We start from the raw sequence: 24,151 nt of genomic DNA on the forward strand, positions 1-24,151 counted from the left end.
CCGCCGGTATTGCCACCCCGCCTGGGCAAGATCGCGCAGGTCAGAGGGCGGTCGGGGTGGATCGGCGGCGGGAGTCCGGCGTGCCCGCCCGACCGGGTGGGGGCTAACCTCGTCAGGCTATGGATCTCTCCCACGCCGCGCTGCTGCTCGCCGCCGGTCTCGCCGCTGGCACGATCAACGCGGTGGCCGGTGGCGGTTCGCTGATCACCTTTCCGGCGATGATCGCGGTGGGGCTGCCCCCGGTGCCGGCGAACGTCAGCAACTCCGTCGCCGTGTTCCCCGGGTACGTGGCCAGCGTGGCGGGCAGCCGGGTGGATCTGCCGCGTGGCCGCGCGCTGGCGACGCTGGTGCCCACGACGGTCGTCGGCACGATCCTCGGGGCGTTGCTGCTGCTGGCCACCCCGGCCCGCGCGTTCGAGCTGGTCGTGCCATTTCTGGTGCTCGGCGCGACCGCGGTGCTCGCCTTCCAGGACCCGCTGCGCCGGCTGGTCGGTCATCCCCGGGACCTGTCGCCGCGTCAGCGCACGGTCGCGGTGCAGACGATGGTGGCGCTCGGCGCGGTGTACGGGGGGTACTTCGGCGCGGCGCTCGGGGTGATGCTGGTCGCCGGGTTGGCCCTGGTGCTGGACGCGACGCTCGCCCGGGTCAGCGCGATCAAGAATCTGCTCTCCGCGGTGGTGGGCTTCACCACGCTGGTGGTGTTCGCCCTGTTCGGCCCGGTGAACTGGGCCGCCGTCGCGGTGGTCGCCCCGGCGACCCTGATCGGGGGGTACGCCGGCGCCCGGCTGGTCCGTAGGCTGCCACCGGTGCTGCTCAAGACGATGATCGTGGTGTTCGGGACGGTCATCGGGCTCTACCTGCTCTGGCGCGCCCTCACCTGACCTCCGCCCAACGCAGCCCCGCCGCCCCAATGCCAAGATCCGCGCAGCTTCCGGGAAAGTGCTGCCTCGACAGGAGCTGAGGCAGCAGGTTGCCCGAACGTGCGCGGATCTTGACGGTGGGGGACGGCGGTCAGTACGCCTCGCCGACCGGCTCTTCCGGGGCGTGCTCGGTGCCGGCGGCGACCCGGTTCCAGCGGGACCAGAGCACCCGCTCTCCGTAGCCGGCGGCCATCAGGTGCGCGAAGGCCAGGTAGACCAGCACGCCGACGGCGAGGACGCCGAAACCGACCCAGTACGGCAGCGACAGCGAGTGTTCGGCGAGCTTGCCGGAGATGATCGGTGCCGGCGCGGCGGCGCCCCAGCGGACCAGGTTGAAGGCGCCGGTGGCCACCCGGCGGTCGCTGGAGCCGAGGCCGAGCGCCAGGTCGGTGAGGTTGGCGTTGGCCAGCCCCATGCAGAGCCCGGAGAGCACCAGCACCACCAGCGCCTCGGCGGTGCTGGTCGAGGTGGCGAAGAGGACCATGCAGACCAGCAGGCCGGCGATGGCCACGCCGACGGTCTGCACCGCGCCGATCCGGTGGGCCAGCCGGTGGCCGACCACCAGGATGCCGGCGGCCAGGCCGAGGCCCCAGCCGGTGAAGGCCAGCCCCAGCGGGATGACGTCCAGGCCGAGGAAGAGCGGCGTGTAGCCGAGCACCACGAAGAAGACGAAGTTGTACGTGCCGGTCACCACGCAGAGCGCGATGAACGCCGGCCGGCGGTAGGTGGCGAAGATCTGGCCGACCCGCACCGGGGCCTGCCGGTTGGTCGGCTCGCGCAGCTTGCGGGCGGCCACGCCGAGCGCCAGGACCATGAACACGCCGCACACGAAGAACGGCAGCCGCCAGCTGACCTCGCCGAGCAGGCCGCCGATCAGCGGGCCGACGGCGAAGCCGAGACCGAGGGCCGTCTCGAAGAGGCCGACCACCCATTCCCGGTCGACGGCGAGGTTGACCAGCACCACCATGGCGGTGGCGAAGAACATCGCGTTGCCCAGTCCCCAGACGCCGCGCAGCACGGACAGCTGCACGATGCTGTCGCTGAACGAGGCGAGGATCGCCGCCACGCCGACCACGGAGACGCCGGTGATCAGCACCGGCTTGAAGCCGAACCGGCCGCTGGCCAGCGTCGCCGGGATCATGCCGAGGGCCATCACCGCGATGTACGCGGTGAACAGCAGCTCGACCTGCCAGGCGGTGACCCCGATGGCGTCGCCGATGGCCGGCAGGATCGGGTCGACGACGGCGATGCCGGCGATCGCGAGGAAGGCCACCAGTGTGGTGGCGTAGATGGCACTGCGGTTCGGTTCGGAACGCCGATCCACTCCGACTCCCCAATTAGCTGTATCGTACAGGTACTTACCTTGTATCATACAGCTATGAGCGACGACCCCTACCGGGACACCGATGCCGACGCCGACGACCACGAGGTCACGCTCGGCCGGATCGAGACCGAGGTGGCCCTGCTGATGCGCTTCGGCGAGGCGACCCGGCGGGCCACCGGCACCGCCGAGCACCGGGTGCTCGACCGGGCGGCGTACGTGATCCTGCGGCACCTGGACGCCGCCGGCCCGCAGAACGTCTCCGCGCTCGCCGCCCGGCTCAACCTGGACGGTTCGACCGTGACCCGGCAGGTGTCCGCGCTCCAGCGCGACGGTCTGATCACCCGCGCCCCCGACCCGTCCGACGGGCGGGGCACGGTCATCTCCCCCACCGCGGCGGGCCTGCAACGGATGGCGGCGGTGCGGGCCGCGCGGACCCGCCTCTACGGCGACATGCTCGCCGACTGGCCCGCCGAGGACCGGGAGACCCTGGCGCGGATGTTGCACCGCCTCAACGAGGCCCTGGTGTCCCGCAACCGGGGCCGCTGAGCCTCCCTGACACCGAAGGGCCGCCTCCCGACGCCACGCGTCGAGAAGCGGCCCTTCCTGTGCGCTAGGCGACCGGTTCGCGGGCCGAGTCGGCGTCGCGCTCGGTGCCCGGAGTGACCCGGGGGTCGCCCTCGTCGGCGAAGTAGTCGTCTCCGACGGTGCCGTCGACACCCTCGTCGGCCTTGGCGGCCCGCAGGACCAGCGTCAGCAGCGCCGCGACCGCCAGGTTGACCAGCACCGCCACGATGCCGACGTAGATCGTCTTGGGCGTGTCGAAGCCGAACTTCTCCAGCGGGAAGGCCGAGCCGCCGAAGTGCTTCCGGGTCGGGCTGGCCACCTGGTAGAGCATCCACATGCCGAGCCCCATGCCGGCGACCCAGCCGACGACCAGCGCGGTCCGGTGGAACCAGCGTGTGTAGAGACCCAACGCCACCGCCGGCAGCGTCTGAAGGATGATCACGCCACCGATGAGCTGCAGGTCGATGGAGAACTGCGGGTCCAGGAACACGATGCAGGCCACCGCGCCGACCTTGACCACCAGCGAGGTGATCTTCGAGACGTTCGCCTCCTGCGCCGGGCTGGCGTCCCGCTTCAGGTACTCCTTGTAGATGTTGCGGGTGAACAGGTTCGCCGCCGCGATCGACATGATCGCCGCCGGCACCAGCGCCCCGATGCCGATGGCCGCGTACGCGACCCCGGCGAACCAGTCCGGGAACTGCTGGTCGAAGAGCAGCGGCACGATGGTGTTGTTGTCCACACTGCCCGCCGACGCACCCGGCAGCGGCTTCACCCCGGCCGCGATGGCCATGTAGCCGAGCAGCGCGATCAGCCCGAGCAGCAGGCTGTACGCCGGCAGCGCCGACATGTTCCGCTTGATCACGTTCCGGTTCCGGCTGGCCAGCACACCGGTGATGCTGTGCGGGTACAGGAACAGCGCCAACGCCGAACCGAACGCCAGCGTGACGTACTGGAGCTGGTTGTTGCCGTTGAGCAGGACACCGTCGTTCGGGTTCGGTGACGCCTGGAACTTGGCGTCCGCCGCGTCGAAGATGTCGCCCCACCCACCGAGCTTGTACGGCAGGTAGATGACCGCCACCAGGATCACGACGTAGATCAGGCTGTCCTTGACGAACGCGATCAGCGCCGGCGCGCGGAGCCCGGACTGGTAGGTGTACGCGGCCAGGATGGCGAACGCGATGATGATCGGCAGGTGCCGGGCGAGAGTGCTCTCCCCGGTCACGCCCATGGTCTTGAGGACCGCCTCGATGCCGACCAGTTGCAGCGCGATGTAGGGCATCGTGGCCACGATGCCGGTGATCGCGACCAGCAGCGCCAGCACCGGCGAGTCGAACCGGGTGCGGACGAAGTCGGCCGGCGTGACGAAGCCGTGCCGGTGCGAGACCGACCAGAGCCGGATCAGCACCAGGAAGACCAGCGGGTAGACGACGATCGTGTACGGCACGGCGAAGAACCCGGCTGCCCCGGCACCGAACATCAGTGCCGGCACCGCCACGAAGGTGTACGCGGTGTAGAGGTCACCGCCGACCAGGAACCAGGTGATCCAGCCGCCGAAGTTACGCCCGCCCAGGCCCCACTCGTCGAGGTGCGCCATGTCCTTCGGCGCACGCCAGCGGGCGGCCACGAAGCCCATCACGCTGACCAGCAGGAACAACAGCGAGAAGACGATGATCTCGGTGAGATGATCGCGCCACATCAGCGCTCACCCCGCTTCTTCGTCAACTGGTAGACCAGCGTCGTGGTGGAGACGCCGAGCAGGATCCACGCCAACTGCAGCCAGTAGTACCGAGGAAACCCGAAGATCCGGGGTGAGTCGCCGTTGAAGAAAGCCGGGATCAGCGGCACCACGATGGGGATGAAGAGCAACCAGTTCCAGGGGCTGTGGTCCTTCGCCCTGACTGGCGCCGTGGTGGTCGCCTCCGGTTCGGGTGCAGCCATCTGACACACCTCCGGGAAGTCGTAGCTAGCCATGTAACGGCCGGAGGCTACGACCCTGTGAGCGCCGTCACGCTCAACCAGTCGAGGGCGCTGCGCCGAACGGCATCCGTAGTGCGCCGAGCGGCATCGACCGGCGTACCCGGTGACGGACGACGGGACCGGCCCGGCGACGGCGTGGGGCCCGGGTGCGGTCGGCACCCGGGCCCCACATCGGCCGGTCGTCGGCTCAGCCGGTCGGGGTCACCGCCGGGCCGCCCAGAGCACGGCACGGCCAAGCTGCGACTGAAGACCCTTGGGGTGCAGGCGGAACGTCGGGTCGGTGCCGAACAGCACCACGCCGTTTCCGGCGACGGAGACACCCCGCACGATGCTGGCCTGGTTGGCCGCCGCAGCCTGTCCATTGGCACCGTCGGTGGCCCACCAGCCGGAGAGCAGCGGGTCAGCGGCGTACGACTGCTCGACCTCGACGTTGGCGCCCAGGTGGGTGAACCAGACGGGCTGGCTGATGAACGCGTGCGGGATGGCCGACGTGGTGACGGGTCCCCCGTTGTTCACGATGTTGGCCACCCCGCTGGCCAGGCTCTCCGCCGCGGTGGCGGTCACGGTGAGCAGCGCGGCGGCGTTGCTGAAGGACGCCCCGGCGGTGCCCAGGCCGACCACTCCGCCGCCCCGGGCGAGGAAACCCTCCACGGCGGCCCGGTTCTCGGCGGTCAGGTTCGCCAGGTCGACGTTGCCGGCGACCAGCAGCACGTCGACGTCCTCGGTCAGCGTGCCCGCCAGCGTCGCGGCGGTCACCGCCCGCGCCTCGAAGCCCAGGTCGGCGAGGGTGTCCCGCTCCTCGACCGTGCCGATGTAGCCGACCACGACCCGGTCCAGCGGGGTGCCCCGCCAGCCCCTGGGCGCCGGTTCGAAGCTGACCGCGCGGGCCTTCACCTCGGCGCCGGCCAGCTTACGGTTGGCCGGGGTGCCGGGGACGACCACCGACCCGTCCTCGAGCCGGTAGACGGCGACGCCCTTGGCCAGCAGCGAGTTGACCGCGAGCAGATCGGCGGCGTCCCGCAGATCCAGGCGTAGGTCGGACCGGCCGGCGGGCAGCGTGCCCTCGGCCCGCCCATCGTAGGTCCGCTCCAGGTGCACCCCGGGCAGGGTGTTCCACAGGACGTCGACGGTGGCGCCCCAGGTCAGCCCCTGACTCCAGGCGGCCGGGCCGGCGTACAGGTCGCCCACCCGGTCGGTGATGTCCGCGCCCGGTTCGAGCAGTGAGTTGACCAGGCCGCGCTTCGGCTGGTGCATGTCGACGACGTACGAGCCGGCCCGGTAGCTCTTGCCACCGGCGGTGAACGCCTTCTTCGCCCGCCACACCCGGCCACCGCTGCCGATCAGCAGGTCGACCAGGCGAGCCGCAGCCGGCTCGGAGCGCTGCCCGGTGCCGGTCGGGATGACGTAGGACCGGGGGAAGGTGGTGTTGTAGTTGTCCTCCGGCCCCCAGCCCGGCACGTAGCCGTCGGGGATGTCGCGCAGCGGCTCACCGGCCAGGCCCCGGCGGTAGACCTCGGCCTGGTCGTGCAGCACCTCGGCCCGGTGGTCCTGGATGTAGCGCAGCGAGGTGCGGATCGCCACCTCGTGCACGTCGGTGTTGATGCCGGAGCGACGGACCCGCTCGGCGGGAGTGAGCGTGCTGCCGCGCGGGTTCAGCGGCGCCTCGATGGTGTACGGGATGCTGCTCTGCAGCATGGCGAACGACGGCACGTAGATCGGCGGGAAGTCGTCCCACACGCCCGGCTCGTCGTCGCGGAACGGGATCCGCGCCCGCTGGGTCTCGGCGTACCCGAGGCCGCGCAGTCCCTCCTCGATCGCCAGCGCGTTCGGCAGGCCGTGCTTGATGTACAGGTCGTACTCGTTGTTGACGTTGTGCGGCGGGGTGCTGGGGTGCAGCAGGGTCGGGTTGACGTACCCGTGCAGGTCCAGCGTGATGATCGGCTTGGTGTCGATGATCAGGTCGCGGATGAGGTTGGTCTCGGGTTGCGCGACGATGGTCAGGTCGCGGTTCAGGTCGTAGCCCGCCGCGTTGGCCCGGGTGCCGGCCACCCGGCCGTCCGGGTTGGAGGTGATGTTGAAGACCAGCCGGTTGCGCCTCAGCAGCGCGGCCACCTCGGGGCTGCGGTTGGTGGCGAGGTCCTCGATGACCCGCAGCGCGGCGTCGGTGCCCTCCCACTCGTTGCCGTGGATGTTGGCGTTGACGAAGAGCGGGGTCTTGTAGCCGGCGAGCAGCTTCCGGTCCCGCTGCGCCCGGGCCGGTTCGTCCTCGATGAGCCGCTTCCAGGTCTCCTGCTGCCGGGCCTCGGTGCGGCTCTCCGGCGCGGTCACGGTGACCGCGTACAGGTCGTAGCCGCCGGCGGACCTCCCGGCGACCCGGGCGGAGACCCGGTCGCTGGCCCGCTGGAGGGCGTTCAGCTTCGGCGCGATCTCGTCGTACGGGAGGACACCGATCGGGATGGACGCGTCGGCCGGGTTGTCCGGCCAGAGCGGGAGGGTGCTCTGCCGGGGGTAGCCGCGGATGTCGGAGAGGTCGACGGCACGCGGCGGCACTGTGGGTAGCGCGGTGGCGGACGCGGGCCCGGTGAGGGCCACGGTGGCGAGCAGCGCGGCGCTCACCACGGTCACGGTGAGCCGGGGTAGACGTCTTGCGGACAACATGGACAGGACTCCTGTCGGGGAGGTACGCGCAGGCGGACGCGCCGCGGGGCCGGAGACCAGCGGTGATGGGAACGCGCCTGCAGCGTGCGAGGAAGGAAGGGAACCCGGCGTCAGATGGAGCGTCGACAGGCGGCGCTGGCGACGCGCAGGAGGTCGATGTGACCCCGCTTCGTCAGGTGAACGCTTCGCACGAAACCGATCTTGAATCGGGCGTCATCCACTGTCAACAGTTCCTCACCGGTTGGTGCCGCCGAGCTAAAACCCTCCCGACAGATGGGAATTAGTCGATCTTGGCGAGGTGCGCGGTGTCGTTGACCGTGCGCACCGCGACGCCGCCGTCGGGCCACAGGTCGAGCACCGAGATGCCGGCCGCGTCCAGGAAGAGCCGGTGCAGGAAAGCGTCACCGGCGGCGAGCGCGTCGCGCAGCACCAGCTTGATCGGCGAGACGTGCGAGACGACCACCACGGTCTCACCGGGGTACGCCGTGAGCAGCCCGGCGATGACCCGCTGGCAGCGCTCGGCGACGTGGGTGAACGACTCGCCACCCGGCGGGGCGATCCGGGGCGACGCGAGCCAGGCGTCCATCTCCCCCGGCCACTGCGCGCGCACCTCGGCGAACGTCCGCCCCTCCCAGTCACCGAAGTCGCACTCGATCAGGTCGTCCTCGGTGCGGACCGGCACGTCGCCGAGCGCCCCGGCGATCGCCGCCGCGGTCTGCGTACACCGGGACAGCGGTGAGCTGAGCACGGCCGCGACGGACGGGGCCAGCGCGGCCACCCGGGCGGCGGTGGCCTGGGCCTGGGCCCGGCCGCGCTCGGAGAGGGGCACGTCACCGCGCCCGGAGTAGCGGCGCTGCTCGGTGTACGGGGTCTCGCCGTGCCGGACCAGGATCAGCCGGCTGGCGGTGAAGCTCGGTCGCGGCTCCCAGGACGCCGGCGCGGTCGCCGGGTCGCTGCCGACGATCGGGGCGGTGGCGGGCGTCGCCGCGGCGGGTCGGACGGCGGCGGGCGTCGGGGGCCGGCCGGCGGCGGCATCCATGGCGGCGTTGGCCAGCGCGTCGGCGTGCCGGTTCTGCTCACGCGGGATCCAGGTGAACCGGACCGCGGCGAACCGACCCACCAGCCCGGCCGCCTGGGCGGCGAGCGGTCGCAGACCGGGATGCTTGATCTGCCACCGGCCGCACATCTGCTCGACCACCAGCTTGGAGTCCATCCGGACGTCCACCTCGGCGACACCCAGCTCGGCGGCGGCCGCCAGCCCGGCGATCAGCCCCTGGTACTCGGCGACGTTGTTGGTCGCCGTACCGAGCGAGTCGGAGCGCTCGGCGAGCACCTCGCCGGTCTCCGGGTCACGTACCACCGCGCCGTAGCCGGCCGGGCCGGGGTTGCCCCGGGACCCGCCGTCGGCCTCGACGACGACCACGCGCGGCGCCACGACCTACAGGCCCGACTCGTTGGTACGGACCATGATCCGTCGGCAGTCCTCGCAGCGGATCACGTCGTCCGGGGCGGCCTTGCGGATCCGGGCCAGGTCGGCCCCGGAGAGCTCCAACCGGCAGCCGCCGCACCGGCCGGCGGTGAGCAGCGCGGCACCCAGACCCGTGTCCTGGCGGATCTTCTCGTAGAGGGTGACCAGCTCGGCCGGGAGGTCGGCGGCGAGCGGCTGACGGGCTCCCCGCTTGAACTCCTCCTCCTTGGCGATCTCGGCCAGCGCGTCGTCCCGGCGCTGCTCGGTGGCGGCCCGCTTCTCCCGGGTGTCGGCCAGCCGCTGCTCCACGCCGTCCAGCACGCTCTGCGCGGTCTCCCGCTGCTCCATCAGCTCCAGCTCGGCGTCCTCCAGGTCGCCCTGGCGCCGGTTCAGCGAGACCAGCTCGTGCTGGAGTGCCTCCAGCTCCCGGGCCGGGCCGGTGCCGGCGGCCAGCCGGTTCTGGTCCTTCTCCTTGCGGGCCCGGACCTGCTCGACGTCCTTCTCCAGGCGGGCGATGTCCCGGTCCAGGTCGTCGACCGCCACCTGGGCACGGACCCGCTCGTCCTCCAGCGACGACAGCTCCCGGGCCAGCGCCTCCAGCTCGGCCCGCTCGGGCAGGGAACGCCGGCGGTGGGCGAGCTGGGCGAGGTTGGTGTCGATCGCCTGGAGGTCGAGCAGGCGGCGCTGCACCTGGGGGTCAGCCTTCACGGTCGGGCTCCTTGTCGTCCACAACGGGTGCGGCGGCGTGTACGGTCCACGGGTCGGTGTCCAGGTCGGACACCAGCGTCTCGACGCCCGGCGCCTCCCGCAGGAGGGCTGCCAGATCGTCCAGCCACGGTCGTTCGGTCGCCCAGTGGGCGGCGTCGATCAGGGCGGGCCCATCGGCGGCGAGGTGCTCGCTTGCCGGGTGGTGCCGCAGGTCGGCGGTGAGGAACGCGTCCACCCCGGCGGCGGTCGCGGCGCCGAGGAAGCTGTCCCCCGACCCTCCGCTGACGGCGAGGGTACGAACCATACGCCCGGGATCCCCCGCGGCGCGAACTCCCCAGGACGTGACGGGGAGCACGGCGGCGGCGTGCCGGGTCAGCTCGGCGAGGGTCATCGGGCGGGGCAGCTCACCGATGCGGCCGATGCCCCGGTCGTCGCCGTACGCGGGCGAGGAGGGCGCGGGCCGGTGCAGCGGGCGCAGGCCGGTGAGCCCGAACCGGGCGGCGAGGGCGTCGGAGACCCCCGGGGACGCCACGTCGGCGTTGGTGTGCGCCACGTAGAGCGCCACCCCGGCCCGGATGAGTTGGTGGACGATCCGCCCCTTGAACGTCGTCGGGGCGACCGAGGAGACCCCGCGCAGCAGCAGCGGGTGATGCGCAACGATCATGTCGGCGTCAGCCGCCAGCGCCTCGGCGACCGTCTCCGGCACCACGTCGACCACGCAGAGCACCCGGCGGACCGGGGCGGCCGGCTCGCCGAGCACCAGGCCCACCCGGTCCCACTCCTCCGCCCAGACCGGCGGGTAGCGCCGTTCCAGCTCGGCCACCACGTCGGTCACCGTGGGGGTGGATGCGCATACGCTCACGGCGGGCCAGCTTACCGGCGCGGGAGCCGTCGAGCGGCGACGCCCGGCCCGGCCGCGCCGGTCAGGTGGCGCGGCGGGCGGGCGATCCGACCGCTAGGCGGCGCTCCAGGAGGCGGCGCGCAGCGTGGCCAGCGGCATCGGCCAGGGGAACGAGTGCAGGTGCTGCTCGCCGGTTCCCGGCGGGTGCAGGGCGACCACGTGGTCACCGAAGAGCACCGTGACACCCCACTCGCTCAACCGGGCGATGCCGGCCCGGAACGCCGGGTGGGCGGCCATCGCGGCGTTGGTGTACGGCACCGCCACGATCGGAAGCCCCTTGCCCTGCGCCTCGACCAGCAGCCCGAGCGCCAGGGTGTCGGCGATCCCGGCCGCCCACTTGTTCACCGTGTTCACGGTGGCCGGGCAGACGATCATGGCGTCGGCGGGCGGCAGCACGTCCGGGTCACCCGGGTTCTTGTAGTGCGTCCGCACCGGGTGGCCGGTCTGTCGGGCCAGGGCGGGCTTGTCGACGAACTTGGCGCCGTCCGGTGTGACGACCACGCAGACCTCCCACCCGTCCTGCTGGGCCAGGTCGACCAGGCGCCCGACGTGCCGGGCCAGCGGCGAACCGCAGGCGATGACATAGAGCACCTCACGGTGCCCGCTGATGTGTTGCGGACCGGTCATCAGACCGGCTCCGCGCTCATACCCCTACTCCCATGTGCTCAGCCAACTCCGCTACCGGAGAAGGCGGCGCACCACGTGTGCGACGCAGGATGTCCGACATCACCTCGTGGGCGATCGGCCGGCAGCGGATCTCGGACGGGGCGAGCCGGTCGCCGCGCAGCAGCATCTCGCCGGCGTTCGCCACGTCACCGATCTGAGCGAAGCCACGGGCGATGTCGAGCAGGTGGTGCGCGCGACGCTCGGGCAGCAACGCGTTGAAGGAGGGCTCCACGATGCGCAGCTGGTGCACCTCCACGGCCCTCCCCCCGTCGCCCAGCTCCACCGCGGCGGCGGCCCGGTGCAGCTCGACGTTGGTCGGGCCGAACGAGGTCCAGTAGTGGTTCTGGTCGCCGCCGAGCAGGGTGGCGGCCTCCTCGGCGCCGTTGATCAGGTCGTCGACGGTGGCCGAGTCACCGATCCGGGAAGCGGCCATCGCGCCCTGGAGCAGCAGCATGCCGTAGACGGAGAGCCGGGCCGGGGTGGCGTCGTTTCCGCCCCCGGGTGCGAGCCGGTTGGCGATGGTGACGTTCAGCTCCAGTGCCGGACGGGCCCGACCCATCGCGACCAGGGCGTTGCAGACGCGAGTGGTGGCGATGCCGGCCAGCAGCGGGTCGTCGGCCCGCTGGGCCACCGCCATCGACCGGTCCGCGGCCAGCCAGGCCAGCTCGCACTCGCCGAGCTTGCGCAGCACCGAGGAGGCGATCTGGTAGACCTGCCCGAGCAGGTGAGCGGCCTCCGGGGCCTGCTCACCGGCGTAGCCGGCGTCGGCCGCCTGGGCGTCGCGCAGCAGCTTCGGCAGCGCGCGGGTGAGCATTCCGTAGCGGCCGTACTGGTAGGTGAGCCAGGCGTGGTTGACGGCCTTGCGCATGTCGTCCAGCGGCGGCGGGTACGGCGCGGCGTCGAAGTACGCGCTCATCGAGTCGTACCGCTCCAGCGCCGCCCGGATCTCCTGCACCTCGACCTGGTCGATGCAGTTCAGCGCGTCGGTGCGCCGCTCCGGGTCCTTGCCCATCAGCAGCTGCACGTCCACCTGGAGGATGTCGGCGATCTCGTAGAGGACCGAGAACTTGTCCAACCGACGGACGCCCCGCTCGACCTTGTCCACCCAGCTCTTCGACTTGCCCAACCGGTCCGCGAAGACCTGCTGCGACATCTTGCGTCGCCCCCGCCAGTAGGCCACTCGCCGCCCTATGGGTAGCTCGTCCATCTCCCCATCCCTCCCCCTGCCGCCCCGGCCCATCGGGCCGGAACGATGTCCGCGGGCGCGGCGATACTCGTTCATCTTCAGGTTTTCGCTGGTCGCACAGCCAGTGCGTCAGCCGTACAGCCAGTCCTCGTACTTTTCGTGCAAGTTGCACGAGCCGTTCGTCAACCTCAACGATCGTGGGTTACGGCAGTGACGGTGCTCGACATGCGACCTGGCGTTCGCCGGGCCCGACGATGGGAGATGGCACACATGTGGGGGAACGTCGGACCGCGCGTCGCCGAACTGTCGCCGTTGGAACGAGTGCGGCTCCGCCGGGTCGCCGTGCGGTACGCCGCACACGGCTGGGAGGTCACCCCGGGCGCCTGCCTGGCCCGCAGCCGGTTCGTCTGCGGCCGGGCCGGCTGCCCCACCGTGGGCTGCCATCCCGCCCTGGAGAACTGGGAGCTGGCCGCCAGCGCCGACCCGGCCCGGGTGGCCACCTGGTGGCGGAGCCGCCCACACGGCGTGCTGCTGCCCACCGGCCGGTCCTTCGACGTGCTGGAGGTGCCCGCCCACCTCGGCCGGCACGTGCTCGACGCGGTGCAGACCCACCCGGCCGGCACCGGCGTACGCGGGCCGGTGCTGGCCACCCCCACCGGGCGGTGGATGTTCCTGGTGCGCCCGGGCGATCCGCTCCGGCCGGAGTTGGAGCACTGCTTCCACGTCGTCCGGCACGGGCCGGGATCGTGGATCCCCGCGCCGCCCACCCGGCTGCCGGAGGGGCCGGTCCGCTGGGCGGTCGCCCCGGAACAGGCCCGCTGGCAACTTCCGGATTCCTACCTCGTGCAGAACACCCTGATCGAGGCGCTGCGCGCCACCGGCGTGACGCTCGCCCCCGAGCTGCTCCCCGGTCACCTGCCGCTGCCCCGGCGGGGCATGTGAACCGGCCGCGCCGGGCGATTCGATCCGCTCGCCGACAGCGTCGCCGGGGCGTCGGTGCTCGTTGACAGGGGGACGGCGCGAACGCGCGCCACGAACGGGGGAACGATGTCCACCGACGACAGAGCGCCTCATCCCGGCGGCACGGAGCCGCCCCGGCGCAGCCACCGACGGCACCGGTGGGCCGGCACCCGCCCGTCCGGCTCCCGACCCGGCCGTCCCCGCCCGACGGGCTCCCGTCCCGCCGGCACCCACCGCCCGCTCCGCTAGTCCGTCAGGGGCAGGCTGGTGGACAGGAACTGGCGGGCGTCGTCGGTGATGACGGCGTGGGTGTGGTCGGGGAGGCGGTCCAGCCAGCCGATCCCGGCGGCCCCCATGGCCAGGGCCGCGGTGGCGTAGGCGTCGGACACCCCGAGGTCGGTCCCGACCACGGTCACCGAGCGCAGTCCCCCGGCCGGCGCCCCCCGGCGCGGGTCGAGCACGTGCCGACCCCGCTCGTACACCCCGGACGTGGCCACGGCCAGGTCGGTCCCGGCGACCACCAGGCAGGTCGCCATCGGGTCCCACGGGTGCCGGATGCCGATCCGCCACGGCTCGCCCGACGGGGAGAAGCCCCGCACCCGCACGTCACCGCCGGCGTTCACGCAGTGGTTCGCCGCGCCGGCGGCGAGGAGCCGGTCCGAGGCGACCTGCGCCGCCCAGCCCTTCACGAACCCGGACGGGTCGAGCCGGCCGGTGGCGTACGCGTCGAAGAAACCGTCCGTGGCGCCCCACAGGTCGGCGCAGGCCTCCAGCACGAACCGCAGGTCCGCCGACGCCTCGGAGAGCAGCACCTCGCCCCGGTCGAAGCGGCTCACCTCGCTGTCGGCCCGGTACGTGCTGAACCGCGCGTCCACCTCGCGCATCCAGGCGAAGACCTGGTCGGCCAGCTCACGCAGGCGCTCCGGCGGCAGGTCGTCGGCGAGGTCCAGGGTGATGGCCGTACCCATGATCTGCTCGACCCGGCACAGCCCGGGTCGGGTCATCGCCGCCGGCACGTCAGAACGCCTGCTCGATCGCGCCCCGCAGCGACTGCTTGTAGGAGTTGCTGGTCTCGGTGGCGCCGGAGACGGTGTTGAGGTTCGCGCTCTGCTTCTGCACCACCTCGCCGCCGGTGCCGTTGTACCTGTCCCGGACGTCGCCGCTGTGGATGTCGGACTCGCCTCCGCTGGGCAGCGACAGCGCGACGGCCTCGACGATCCGGTTGCCGGAGACGACGATCTGCACCTGCACGTACCCGTACTCGTTGTCCACGCCCGGACCGGTGACCCGGCGGGTGGTCGGCTGGGGCGCCTTGGTGGTGGTCCGCGGTGCGGTGGGGGCCTTCGCGGTGGTGCGGGTGCCGGACGGGCGGGCCGTGCTCCTGCTCGGCTTCGGCGACGACGGCGCGCCGGCGCTCACCGACGACTTCGGTGTCGTGCCGGCCGGGCCGGCGTCCGGAGCGGCGCTCGGGTCGACGCCCTGCGGGGTGGGACTGACCGGCTGGGCGGCCGGCAGGTCCTGGGCGACCTGAGAGGTCCCCGGTGAGCCCTTGAGCACCACCAGCGCGGTGGTGCTGGCGGCCAGACCGGTGATCGCGAGGAACGCGCGACGCATGGATTGCCCTTCCTACAACTCGAAGGTGGCCAGGTGGATCTGCCGGCGAGGCACGCCGGCCCGGCGCAGCGCGCGCACCGACTGCTCGACCAGCCCGGGCGGCCCGCACAGGTAGACGTCGCGGTGGGTCATGTCGGGCACGAGCTGGAGCAGACCGTCGGGGCTCATCAGTTGGCGGGGGCCGGGGTCGTCGCGGGAGCCGATGACGTACCAGATCGAGGTGTCCCGCGCCTGGGCCAGCCAGTCCAGCTCACGGCTGAGCAGGACGTCGGCCGGGGTACGGGCGCGGTAGATCAGCGCGGCGCCCGGCGGCAGCTCCTCCAGCATGGCGCGGATCGGGGTGATGCCGCTGCCGCCGGCGATCAACAGCGCCCGGTCACGCAGCCGGTGCGCGGCGGTGAACGTCCCCGACGGACCCTGCGCCCAGACCCGGGTGCCGGGATCCAGGTCGCGCAGGTCGGCGGTGTGCGCGCCGACCACCTTCACGGTGAGGCGCAGCCAGCGGCCGTTGGCCGCGGCGGAGACGGAGAACGGGTGCGACTGCCACCAGCAGCCCCGGGTGAGGAAGCGCCAGCGGAAGTGCTGCCCGCCGAGCATCTCCAGCCGGTCCAGCCGTTCCCCGGTGAGATAGATGGAGATGGTGTCCGGGCTCTCCGCGACCACGTCGGCGACCCGCAGCCGGTGCCGCAGGTTGAACGCCAGCGGCGCGATCACCCGGCCCCAGAGCAGGGCGGCGACCACCAGCAGGTAGAGGGCGATCCACCCGGTGCGTACCGGGCCGGGCTTGTACAGCTGTGCGCCGTGGCTGAACTGGTGCCCGAAACCGAGCAGCAGCACCAGGTAGCTCGACCGGTGCAGCAGGTGCCACAGCTCGTAGGGCAGCGCCCGCCGGATCGCCCGCACGCTGCTGAACCCGACCAGCATCATGATGCCGGTCGCGACGAACGCCGAGAGCATGTCCTCGTAGTCGCCGAGCAGCGTGCCGACCTCGGCGAGGACGGAGTGGTTACGCAGGTCCGCGTAACCGACCAGGATCAGCGACAGGTGCGCCAGCACGGCGACCAGCAGGGTCGCCCCGACGTCGCGGTGCCAGCGGCCCAGTTGCTCGCCGCCGATCCACCGCTCCAGCACCGGAAGCCGGCTCATCATCAGCACCTGCACCAGCAGCAGGTAACCGGCGACCAGACCGGTGATCCGGCCGGCGGCGGTCACGGTGGCCGCCGTGGTCCTGAGGGAGCCCGCGGGGGTGCCCAGCCACCACGGCAGCACGCTGGCGAGCAGGCCGACCAGGAGCAGCGCGGCCAGCAGCCGCCGGCCGCCGGGTCCGCGTCGGGCCGGGATCTGCGGGGGTACGGGTTCAGCCGTCCGGCCGCCGTGCCGGGACGTGGTCCCGGTACGGCGGCCGGCGGCGTGGGTGTGCGAGTGCGTCACGCGTACAGCTTCATCGGGGCGTACTTCTGGCGGGGGAAGACCTTGTCCACCTCCGCGTTGGTGAGCCCGAACCGGCCCTGCGCCACCGCGCCGTAGACGTTGAACATGTTGTTGTACTCCGGCACGTCACCGGAGTCGAGCTTGTCCAGACCGTTCCAGGTACCGAGCAGCGAGCCGGCCAGCTTCTTGCCGGAGAGCAGGGTGACCACGCCGCCGTGCCCGTGGTCGGTGCCGCCGCTGTTGGAGCCGACCCGGCGCCCGAACTCGCTGGACACCATGATCGTCACATCGGCGGCCTGGGGGCCGAGGTCGGTGAAGAACGCGGCCATGGCGCTGGCCAGCTCGTTCAGCCGGCGGTGCAGCTGGCCGCCCTCGCGGGTGCCCTGGTTCTCGTGGGTGTCGTAGCCGCCCATGCCGACGGTGGCGACCCGGACGTTGGCGCCGCCCTTGATCAGCTGGGCGAGCTGCTTGAACGCGTTGCCGACGCCCTCGTAGGTGACGCCCTCGGCCGGCTGGTACGGCTTGGCGGCGAGCTTCTGGGCGGTGGCCAGCGCGCCCATGCCCTCCTGCACGGCCTCCTCGACCGGGTGGTTGATCCCGGTGAAGAGCCCCTTGATGGCCTTCTCGGTGGCGGCCCGGAACCGCTCGTCGCCGTTGAGCCGCAGCGAGCCGACGTTGTTCAGCGAGAGCGCGCCGTTGTTGCCGACCAGCGAGCGGGGCAGGGTGCTGCCGATGCCGACGCTGCGGAACGCCGTGCCCTTGCCGAGGTTGTCGACGAGGCCGTCCAGCCAGCCCCGGCCGCCGGTCTCGTTGGGCAGCCCGCCCAGGTTGCAGGCGTCCGCGGCCTGGAAGTGGCTGCGGGACAGCCGCTCGTCCGAGACCGCCGGGATGAAGCCCAACTGGCCGGCGCCGAGCCACTTCTCCAACGGCTTGAAGGCGCTGGTCAGCTTGAAGCCGCGGCCCAGGGCCAGCGAGTCGTTGCCGAGCAGCAGGTCGGGGCGGGCCTTGGCGAGCACCGGGTCGTTGTCCGGCGCGATCAGGCTCAGCCCGTCCAGCCCGCCGTAGAGGAAGACGTGGATCAGGGTGCCGGTCTTCGTCGCCGCGAACGACGCCGAGGTGGTGACGAACTGGGCGGTCGCCAGCGCGGTGGCGGTGGCGGCGGCACCGGCGACGAAGGTCCGTCGGGTGACTCCGCGACCGTCCTGCTGGGCCTCCTCCAGGTTCTCCAGGGTGCGGTAGCGGTCGGCCTCGGCGGCGTTCTCGGCGGCGACGAGGTCGGCCTCCGCGCGCAGCAGCGCCTCGGCCGGGTTGTCCGCCAGCCGCCGCAGGTCGGGGCAGTCGGGGTGCAGGGGGAAAGAGTTGTACACAGTCTTCTCCATCGGGTGCCTCACCGGAGGTGGTGCTGGGGGGAAGCGAGGATCGCCCGCGCGACGGCGGTGATGGCCCCGTTGAACGTGGCGTCGACCTTGGCGGTCGCCGGCACACCGGCCACGCCGAGGATCAGGCCCTTCTCGCGGGCGCTGAGCTTCTGGCCGACCAGGCGCAGCGAGAGCGCGTCCACGTACGCCCCGGCGGTGGCCGGCGACTTGGCGACCAGCTTCTCCGGCGCCGTGTACGTGAAGACCGTGCGGTAGCCGGCGAGGAGTTCACCGGCCTCGTTCCAGCCGTTGACCATGGTGCCGGCCGAGGTCCAGGCGACGTACACGTCCGGGTAGCCGTCCGGGGTGGGCTGGCCCATCGGGTAGTGGCCCAGCTCGCGCAGCTTGTCGTGGATCTGCCGCAGGCCGCGGGCGTACGGGGTGCGCTTGTCGTCACCGTTGTTGTGCGTCGGCGACGGATCCGGCGAGACGCCCAGGGTGCGGTACGTGGCCACCAGGTACTCCATCGGCCGGCGCACCTTCTGGCCCACCGCCGCCCAGAACTCCGAGGAGCTGAACAGCGTCATCAACACCGGCTTGATCAGGCCGTTGTTGGTGGTGTACGTCTTGGCCAGCCGGTCCACGAGGGACTTCGGCGGCGTGTCCGAGACGAACCGGGTCGCCAGGCTCTGCGCCACGTACTTCGCGGTCGACGGGTGCAGCGCGATGTAGGTGATGTACGCGTCGATCGCCGCTTCGGCCTTCTTCGGGTCCGCCGAGTTGTTCGCGTGCGTGAACCCGAGGATCTTCACCTTGCCGACGTAGTGCTGCTCGGGCTTGAAGACGTACTTGCCGTCCTCGACGCCCCGGCCGGTCTGGAGCATGGCCGCCTGGCGCACGTCCGGCTCCTTGTAACCGCCGTCCACACCGACCGAGTACAGCTCCAGGTTCTCCCGGGCGAGGTTCTCGTTGATGGCGTCCTTGCGGGAGTCCTTCTGGTTCAGGTAGATCAGCAGTGCGGGGTGCTTGTTCGCGGCGACCAGCATCTCCGGGTAGCTGCCGAGCGCGTGCGCCCGCACCACGTCCTTGTCGAACGAGTTGCGGTACACCTCGCCGCCGTCGAAGTCCGCGGCGACGTGCAGGAAGTCGTTCCAGAAGTCGACCATCACCTCGAACAGCTGGCGTTTGGACCAGATCTGCCGCGCGATGGTGGCGTCGACCATCTCCCGCTCCGGCTGGGCGCCCTGGTCGTTGAGCTTGTCCCGCTGGTCGCGCAACTGCTGCACGGTGAGCTTCTGGGTGGGCAGCTCGGCGAGCTTCAGCTCGGCCTTGCTCGGCTCCAGCTTGTCCGGGTCGAGCTGGGCGCGGATCCAGCCGTCGATGCCCTGCTTCTTGATGTCGGCGACCACGCCGGGCGTCGCACCGAAGGTGGCCCGCCGGGCCAGGTGCAGGATCGGGTCCTTGGCCAGCACCGTCTTGACGGTCACCTTGGTCTCCGCCGCGGCCGCGGCCGGGCCGGAGAAGGTCCGGCCACCGACCGGGGCGTTCTTCTTCAGCGCCTCACCGGCCCGGGAGCCCATGTAGCTCTCGTTCTGCTCGGTGTAGGTGCGCACCGTGCTGGGCTGCTGGCCGCTGGGCCGGGCCGCGGTGCCGTCGGTGACGGTGCTGCCGGTCGCGTCGCCGGCCACCGCCTCGTCGCCGAAGAGGCCGCGGAACTGCGGGGTCATGGCGAGCGCCGCGCCACCGGCGACGACGGCGGCGGTGCCGCCGAGGGCCACCATGGCCTTGCGCCGGCCGACCTTGCGGTCCGGCTCGTCGCCATCGTCCAAACTGGGCAGTCCGGCGCCGGCAGGCCGGGCCGGGGCCGGGCGCCCCAGGCCCTCCGGGCCGACCCACTGCGGCCCGCGCGGGGCGGGGGCGGGGTGTCCGGCGTGGGCATACTCGTCGGCGTACTGCCCGCGCGGGTCACCCTGCGCCGGGTAGTCGCCCTGGTAGGTGTGTGGCGAGTCGTACCCGTAGGACGCGGACGCGTTGTGGTCGCCGTACGCGTCCGAGGTGTGGTGCTGGCGTCCGTCCCAGCCGCGGTCGTCCCGCGGTCGACGTGGTGGCACATTCTGGTCGGCCATGTACCAATCCCGATTTCTGATGAGCGCCGGAAGCTGCGACCGGGCAGGTGCGGCAGGTGCGGCGACTGTTGCCTGAGGGGGTTGCTACGGCAAGGTAACCAAGCCCTCAGGTGCCTTCAAGGCGGGCTGAACGCCCTCGTGAGGGCACTTAAGACAGCCCTCAGCGCCGCGTTGGCGGCGGGTCGCGCAGCGGGAACGGGGTCGGACCTTCCCAGCAGGGCGGACGCACGGCAGTCGGGTACGGATCGGACCGCGCCGCCGTACGCGACACTTTCCGCGCCGTTCACCACCACAGGGAAACTTAAGGTTCGGATAAGCCGGACGTGAGGCGGTCTCGGAGTCGAGGAAAAGTAACAACAGCGTGAGCGTGAGCCGCCACCGCAGCGGGTATGCCGCCGAACCGCTGAACGCGTGAGGGGAAGGCAGCGCCATGCTCAGCAAAGAGGATCAGCGCAGGTTCGACCAGATCACCCGTCAGCTCCGGGAGAGTGACCCGGCTTTCTTCAAGCGGCTGGACCACCGGGTCCGGGCCCGCAGGGGCCGGTACCTGATGTTGTTGACCATCGTGCTGTGGGCGTCGCTGCCGGCGATGACCGTGTTCGCCGGCCGGCTCGCCGGCGCGATCTGCGCGGTGGTGCTGGTGGCGAACGCCGCCATCATGTGGCGGTTCCGCCGGCGTTGGACGTGACGGCTCACCGGTCGTCCGGGCCGAGCGCCCGGTACGCCCGGCGCAGCCGTTCCAGCAGTCCCGGCCCGCCGATGGCCGGCGCCGGCGGGCCGAGCTGGCGCAGCAGCAGGTCCGGCCCGGTCGCCAGCCGGGGTGGCCGGTCGGGCAGGGGCACCGGCGGCAGCCAGAACCGGTCCGCCGCCTCCGCCAGCGGGGTCGCCGACAGCCCGGCGAGCGCCCGGGCCGCGCCGGCCGGGGGCGGAACGGCGTCCACATCGGACCCGTTTCCGTCCTGATCGGACACCAGGTCGGATTCGTCGGGTGACGTGGTGACCGGTCCGCCGGTGGCCTCGGCACGCCGGGCGCGGAGCCGGTCGAGCAGCTCCGCGCGGGACCGGCCACGCCAGTGCAGCAGCTCGAACGGGTCCGCGTCGAACGCCTCGGCCAGCAGGTAGAAGGTGGCCGCGAGGTGCTTGCACGGCACCGCGAAGTCGGGGCAGCTGCACCGCTGGGTCAGCTCGTCCACGCCGGCCGGGAAGAGCGGCGCGCCGGCGGCGACGAACAGCTCCTCCAGCTCGTCGGGGAGGTCCCCGGCGAGCAGTCGGGCGCTGAAGAACGCCTGCCCGGCCAGCTCCGCCTCGATCCGGGACCAGAGCTCGGCCGGGAACGGCGCCAGCGCGATGGAGACCTGGTACGGCTGCGGCCGCGACCCCTGGACCACGGCGCTGACCAGTCCCGGTGCGATGTCGAGCCGGAGCACCTGCCCGGCCCGCGCGTACGAGCGGCCACGGGTCAGCCGGGTGCCCAGGGCGAACGACTCCAGCACCTCCAGGAAGCGCCGGGACCACCAGGACCGCCCGATCGCGCCCCGGGCGCTGCGCGCCCGCAGACCGCCGTCGACCCGGCGGGGCCGGCCGTAGTCGGCGAACCGGTCACCGGTCGGCTGACTCACTCCACCACCGCCCCGGCCTCCAGGGTGAACAGCTCACGCAGCTGCCCGGTGGACAGCTCGGTGATCCACTGCTCGCCGGTGCCGACCACCCGCTCGGCGAGGTTGCGCTTGTCGGCGATCAGTGCGGCCACCTTTTCCTCCACCGTGCCGGCGCAGACGAACTTGCGTACCTGCACCCGCCGGCGCTGCCCGATCCGGAACGCCCGGTCGGTGGCCTGGTCCTCCACCGCCGGGTTCCACCAGCGGTCCACGTGCACCACGTGGTTGGCGGCGGTCAGGGTGAGCCCGGTGCCGCCGGCCTTGAGCGAGAGCACGAACAGCGACGGCCCGTCCCCGGACTGGAACCGCTGCACCATGGCGTCCCGCTCGGCCTTGCCGAGCCCGCCGTGCAGGAACAGCACCTCACGGCCGAAGCGGGCGGAGAGGTGACCGCGCAGCATCGCGCCGAACTCGGCGTACTGCGTGAACAGCAGCGCCCGCTCCCCCGCCGCCAGCACCTCCTCCAGGATCTCGGTGAGCCGGGCGAGCTTGCCGGAGCGGCCGTCCAGCGGCGACCCGTCGCGCAGCAGTTGGGCCGGATGGTTGCAGACCTGCTTGAGCCGGGTCATGGTGGCCAGCACCAGGCCCCGGCGTTCGATGCCGTCGCTGGACTCGATCCGGGCGAGCATGTCGTCGACCACCACCCGGTACAGGGCGGCCTGCTCGGCGGTGAGGTTGCAGACCACCTCCATCTCCAGCTTCTCCGGCAGGTCGGAGATGATCGACGAGTCGGTCTTGAGCCGGCGCAGCACGAACGGACCGGTGATCCGGCGCAGCCGCTCGGCGGCCTCGGCGTCGCCGTGCCGCTCGATCGGCTCGGCGAACCGCTTGCGGAACGTCGCGGCCGGGCCGAGCAGGCCCGGGTTGGCGAACTGCATGATCGACCACAGGTCGGCGAGCCGGTTCTCCACCGGTGTACCGGTGACCGCCACCCGCTGCCGGGCGGGCAACGCGCGGACCGCCTCGGCCTGCCGGGTGGAGGCGTTCTTGATCGCCTGCGCCTCGTCCACCACCACCCGGTGCCAGTCGATGCCGGCCAGGTCGACGGCGTCGCGGGCGGCCACCGAGTAGGTGGTGAGGACCAGGTCCGCGCCGTGCGCGGCCGCCGTGAACTCCGCCCCCCGGGCCCGCTCCGCCCCGTGGTGTACGTGCACACGCAGCCCCGGGGTGAACCGCGCCGCCTCCCGCTGCCAGTTGCCCACCAGCGACATCGGACAGACCAGCAGGGTCGGCCCGGCGTCCGGCGGGTCCCCGGCGAGCAGGGCGAGCAGCTGCACGGTCTTGCCCAGCCCCATGTCGTCGGCGAGCACACCGCCCAGGCCGAGCGACCGCAGGAAGGCCAGCCAGGCCAACCCGCGCCGCTGGTACGGCCGCAGCGTGCCCTGGAATCCCGGCGGCGGGTCCATCGGGGTGAGCCGCCGCTCGACCGCACCGGCGAGCAGATCGCCCAGCGCCCCGTCGGCGGTGACCTCCAGCACCGGCAGCGCGCCGGTGTCCGAACCGTCGGCCAGCCCGAGGCGGAGCAGGTCGGCGACGGTCAGCTCGCCTGACGAGCGGAGCAGGCGCAGCCCGGCGGCGAGCCGCCCCGGGTCCAGCTCCACCCACCGGCCGCGCAGCCGTACCAGGGGCGTCTTCATCTCGGCCAGCGCGGCCAGTTCCTCGGCCGACAGCGGCTGGTCGCCGAGCGCCACCTCCCAGCGGTAGTCGACCAGGGCGTCCAGCCCGACTCCCGCGTCGGCGCCGGCCACGGTGCCGGGCGCGGTTCTGCTGCGGGCGCGCAGCCGGGCGCCGATCCGCGCCGACCGGCGCTGCCACCAGGAGGGCAGCAGCACGCCGAAGCCGGCCGCGTGCAGCACCGGGGCACCCTCGCTGAGGAACCCGTGTGCTCCCTCGACGTCCAGCTCCATCGCCTCGGGTGCGGCGGTACGCAGCGCGGCGTCCAGATCCGGCCAGAGCCGGCTGGCCCGGCCCAGCTCGGCGAGCAGCGTCTCCTGCGGGCTGGCGGTACGGCCGGCCAGGCCGCCGAGCGTCTGCGGCGCCCGCCAGACCTGCCCCGCGTCGACGTGCAGGCCGGGCTCGTCGGCCGCCTGCAGCCCGAACTCCAGCCGCCACCGCCCGCCGCCGACCGGGTCCACGGCGGCCGGACCACCGGGGACCTGCGCGACTCCGGCGGGCTGGCGGCCGGCCGCGTCGGCGGCGTCGATCGGCGGCGACGCGGTGTGGGCCGGGTCGAGGCGGGTGGCCAGGATCGGTTCGGTGACCTCGTCGGGGGCCGGCTCCACCAGGCGGAAGCTGGCCCGGACCGGGCCGCCGGCGGCGTCGCGCTGCCAGGCGTCCAGCTCGGCGCGGAGGGTGGCCAGTGCCGCCGGGTCGACGGTGAAGTCGCGGTGCGGGCCGGCGAGCGCCGCCAACCAGGCCGGCGCCGGGCCGCCCGGCCGCAGCCCTCGGGCCAGCGTGGTGGTCGCGAGGGCGGCCCGCGCGGCGGCGTCGGTCAGCGCGTCGAGCGCGTCCGCGACCAGCGCACCGGCCGTCAGCTCGGCGCCGTCCGACGCGGCCCCGTCCAGGGTGGCGACGGCCGACGCGGTGGCAGCCGGCGCAGCGGCGGCTCGGGCGGCGGGGGGCAGGGCCAGCG

General features: G+C 72.5%; 20 protein-coding genes and 1 pseudogene. 4 read left to right on the plus strand and 17 right to left on the minus strand.

Annotated elements, in window-relative coordinates:
• Positions 1 to 119 precede the first annotated feature (119 nt).
• Complete coding sequence (locus M8C17_RS18545) at positions 120 to 881, plus strand: sulfite exporter TauE/SafE family protein (RefSeq protein ID WP_252417763.1); 762 nt, start codon at positions 120 to 122, stop codon at positions 879 to 881.
• A gap of 130 nt (positions 882 to 1,011) precedes the next feature.
• On the opposite strand, the gene M8C17_RS18550 is transcribed toward M8C17_RS18545, so the two are convergent.
• Positions 1,012 to 2,244: an MFS transporter gene (locus M8C17_RS18550; protein WP_252417764.1), complete on the minus strand. Its 1,233-nt coding sequence runs from the start codon at positions 2,242 to 2,244 to the stop codon at positions 1,012 to 1,014.
• Positions 2,245 to 2,298: 54 nt separating this feature from the next.
• On the opposite strand from M8C17_RS18550, the gene M8C17_RS18555 reads away from it, so the two are divergent.
• A complete protein-coding gene (locus M8C17_RS18555; RefSeq protein ID WP_252417765.1) occupies positions 2,299 to 2,790 on the plus strand; it encodes a MarR family winged helix-turn-helix transcriptional regulator in 492 nt (163 codons plus the stop codon).
• Between the two features lie 64 nt (positions 2,791 to 2,854).
• On the opposite strand, the gene mctP is transcribed toward M8C17_RS18555, so the two are convergent.
• The 9 genes from mctP to M8C17_RS18595 form a co-directional block, all read right to left on the minus strand.
• The gene (gene mctP, locus M8C17_RS18560) at positions 2,855 to 4,504 is read right to left on the minus strand and encodes a monocarboxylate uptake permease MctP (protein ID WP_252417766.1); all 1,650 of its coding nucleotides are present in this window, start codon (positions 4,502 to 4,504) and stop codon (positions 2,855 to 2,857) included.
• A complete protein-coding gene (locus tag M8C17_RS18565; protein WP_252417767.1) occupies positions 4,504 to 4,746 on the minus strand; it encodes a DUF3311 domain-containing protein in 243 nt (80 codons plus the stop codon). The genes mctP and M8C17_RS18565 overlap by 1 nt, the downstream gene beginning before the upstream one ends.
• A gap of 240 nt (positions 4,747 to 4,986) precedes the next feature.
• Positions 4,987 to 7,443, minus strand: coding sequence for a M14 family zinc carboxypeptidase (locus tag M8C17_RS18570; protein WP_252417768.1), 2,457 nt, complete (start codon positions 7,441 to 7,443; stop codon positions 4,987 to 4,989).
• 110 nt (positions 7,444 to 7,553) lie between these two features.
• Positions 7,554 to 7,790, minus strand: coding sequence for a putative leader peptide (locus tag M8C17_RS32310; protein WP_374558621.1), 237 nt, complete (start codon positions 7,788 to 7,790; stop codon positions 7,554 to 7,556).
• The gene (locus M8C17_RS18575) at positions 7,724 to 8,878 is read right to left on the minus strand and encodes a bifunctional RNase H/acid phosphatase (RefSeq protein ID WP_252417769.1); all 1,155 of its coding nucleotides are present in this window, start codon (positions 8,876 to 8,878) and stop codon (positions 7,724 to 7,726) included. Before M8C17_RS18575 ends, M8C17_RS32310 begins: the two co-directional genes overlap by 67 nt.
• A gap of 3 nt (positions 8,879 to 8,881) precedes the next feature.
• On the minus strand, positions 8,882 to 9,619 hold the full coding sequence (locus M8C17_RS18580; protein WP_252417770.1) for a zinc ribbon domain-containing protein: 738 nt from the start codon (positions 9,617 to 9,619) through the stop codon (positions 8,882 to 8,884).
• The gene (locus M8C17_RS18585; RefSeq protein WP_252417971.1) at positions 9,609 to 10,445 is read right to left on the minus strand and encodes a Nif3-like dinuclear metal center hexameric protein; all 837 of its coding nucleotides are present in this window, start codon (positions 10,443 to 10,445) and stop codon (positions 9,609 to 9,611) included. The genes M8C17_RS18580 and M8C17_RS18585 overlap by 11 nt, the downstream gene beginning before the upstream one ends.
• A 129-nt stretch (positions 10,446 to 10,574) precedes the next feature.
• Entirely contained in the window at positions 10,575 to 11,147 is a 573-nt protein-coding gene (locus tag M8C17_RS18590; protein WP_252417771.1) for a flavoprotein, read from the minus strand.
• Between the two features lie 16 nt (positions 11,148 to 11,163).
• Positions 11,164 to 12,393: a helix-turn-helix domain-containing protein gene (locus M8C17_RS18595; protein ID WP_252417772.1), complete on the minus strand. Its 1,230-nt coding sequence runs from the start codon at positions 12,391 to 12,393 to the stop codon at positions 11,164 to 11,166.
• A 249-nt stretch (positions 12,394 to 12,642) separates the two neighbouring features.
• Here M8C17_RS18595 and M8C17_RS18600 point away from each other — a divergent pair, with 249 nt between their 5' ends.
• Entirely contained in the window at positions 12,643 to 13,314 is a 672-nt protein-coding gene (locus tag M8C17_RS18600) for a bifunctional DNA primase/polymerase (RefSeq protein WP_252417773.1), read from the plus strand.
• Positions 13,315 to 13,577: 263 nt separating this feature from the next.
• Here M8C17_RS18600 and M8C17_RS18605 read toward each other — a convergent pair whose 3' ends face one another.
• From M8C17_RS18605 to M8C17_RS18625, 5 genes are read right to left on the minus strand one after another with little or no spacing between them, the layout of a single operon-like run.
• Positions 13,578 to 14,300, minus strand: a complete 723-nt coding sequence (locus tag M8C17_RS18605) for an FAD:protein FMN transferase (RefSeq protein WP_252417972.1) — start codon at positions 14,298 to 14,300, stop codon at positions 13,578 to 13,580.
• Between the two features lie 49 nt (positions 14,301 to 14,349).
• Positions 14,350 to 14,946, minus strand: coding sequence for an FMN-binding protein (locus tag M8C17_RS18610; RefSeq protein WP_252417774.1), 597 nt, complete (start codon positions 14,944 to 14,946; stop codon positions 14,350 to 14,352).
• A 12-nt stretch (positions 14,947 to 14,958) separates the two neighbouring features.
• A complete protein-coding gene (locus M8C17_RS18615; RefSeq protein WP_252417775.1) occupies positions 14,959 to 16,377 on the minus strand; it encodes a ferric reductase-like transmembrane domain-containing protein in 1,419 nt (472 codons plus the stop codon).
• Positions 16,374 to 17,756 (minus strand): DUF1501 domain-containing protein, encoded by a 1,383-nt coding sequence (locus tag M8C17_RS18620; protein WP_252417776.1) that lies wholly within the window; start codon positions 17,754 to 17,756, stop codon positions 16,374 to 16,376. Before M8C17_RS18620 ends, M8C17_RS18615 begins: the two co-directional genes overlap by 4 nt.
• Positions 17,757 to 17,764: 8 nt before the next feature.
• Positions 17,765 to 19,861 (minus strand): DUF1800 domain-containing protein, encoded by a 2,097-nt coding sequence (locus M8C17_RS18625; RefSeq protein ID WP_252417777.1) that lies wholly within the window; start codon positions 19,859 to 19,861, stop codon positions 17,765 to 17,767.
• Between the two features lie 430 nt (positions 19,862 to 20,291).
• On the opposite strand from M8C17_RS18625, the gene M8C17_RS18630 reads away from it, so the two are divergent.
• Positions 20,292 to 20,549, plus strand: a complete 258-nt coding sequence (locus M8C17_RS18630) for a DUF3040 domain-containing protein (protein WP_252417778.1) — start codon at positions 20,292 to 20,294, stop codon at positions 20,547 to 20,549.
• Between the two features lie 4 nt (positions 20,550 to 20,553).
• Here the strand turns inward: M8C17_RS18630 and M8C17_RS18635 are convergent, their stop codons facing one another.
• Positions 20,554 to 21,480: an SWIM zinc finger family protein gene (locus M8C17_RS18635; RefSeq protein WP_252417779.1), complete on the minus strand. Its 927-nt coding sequence runs from the start codon at positions 21,478 to 21,480 to the stop codon at positions 20,554 to 20,556.
• Positions 21,477 to 24,044 (minus strand): annotated as a pseudogene (locus tag M8C17_RS18640) (DEAD/DEAH box helicase); the annotation flags it as partial. The pseudogene M8C17_RS18640 and the gene M8C17_RS18635, both read right to left, overlap by 4 nt.
• Positions 24,045 to 24,151: the final 107 nt, after the last annotated feature.

The organism is Micromonospora sp. RHAY321, from assembly GCF_023896955.1.
GTDB lineage: Bacteria > Actinomycetota > Actinomycetes > Mycobacteriales > Micromonosporaceae > Micromonospora.

Bases quoted from the DNA above. Each gene is read 5' to 3' on its own strand.
- M8C17_RS18545 (WP_252417763.1), top strand. From the start codon at position 120: ATGGATCTCTCCCACGCCGCGCTGCTGCTCGCCGCCGGTCTCGCCGCT.
- M8C17_RS18555 (WP_252417765.1), top strand. From the start codon at position 2,299: ATGAGCGACGACCCCTACCGGGACACCGATGCCGACGCCGACGACCAC.
- mctP (WP_252417766.1), bottom strand. From the start codon at position 4,504: ATGTGGCGCGATCATCTCACCGAGATCATCGTCTTCTCGCTGTTGTTC.
- M8C17_RS18565 (WP_252417767.1), bottom strand. From the start codon at position 4,746: ATGGCTGCACCCGAACCGGAGGCGACCACCACGGCGCCAGTCAGGGCG.
- M8C17_RS18570 (WP_252417768.1), bottom strand. From the start codon at position 7,443: ATGTTGTCCGCAAGACGTCTACCCCGGCTCACCGTGACCGTGGTGAGC.
- M8C17_RS18590 (WP_252417771.1), bottom strand. From the start codon at position 11,147: ATGACCGGTCCGCAACACATCAGCGGGCACCGTGAGGTGCTCTATGTC.
- M8C17_RS18595 (WP_252417772.1), bottom strand. From the start codon at position 12,393: ATGGACGAGCTACCCATAGGGCGGCGAGTGGCCTACTGGCGGGGGCGA.
- M8C17_RS18600 (WP_252417773.1), top strand. From the start codon at position 12,643: ATGTGGGGGAACGTCGGACCGCGCGTCGCCGAACTGTCGCCGTTGGAA.
- M8C17_RS18605 (WP_252417972.1), bottom strand. From the start codon at position 14,300: ATGGGTACGGCCATCACCCTGGACCTCGCCGACGACCTGCCGCCGGAG.
- M8C17_RS18610 (WP_252417774.1), bottom strand. From the start codon at position 14,946: ATGCGTCGCGCGTTCCTCGCGATCACCGGTCTGGCCGCCAGCACCACC.
- M8C17_RS18620 (WP_252417776.1), bottom strand. From the start codon at position 17,756: ATGGAGAAGACTGTGTACAACTCTTTCCCCCTGCACCCCGACTGCCCC.
- M8C17_RS18625 (WP_252417777.1), bottom strand. From the start codon at position 19,861: ATGGCCGACCAGAATGTGCCACCACGTCGACCGCGGGACGACCGCGGC.
- M8C17_RS18630 (WP_252417778.1), top strand. From the start codon at position 20,292: ATGCTCAGCAAAGAGGATCAGCGCAGGTTCGACCAGATCACCCGTCAG.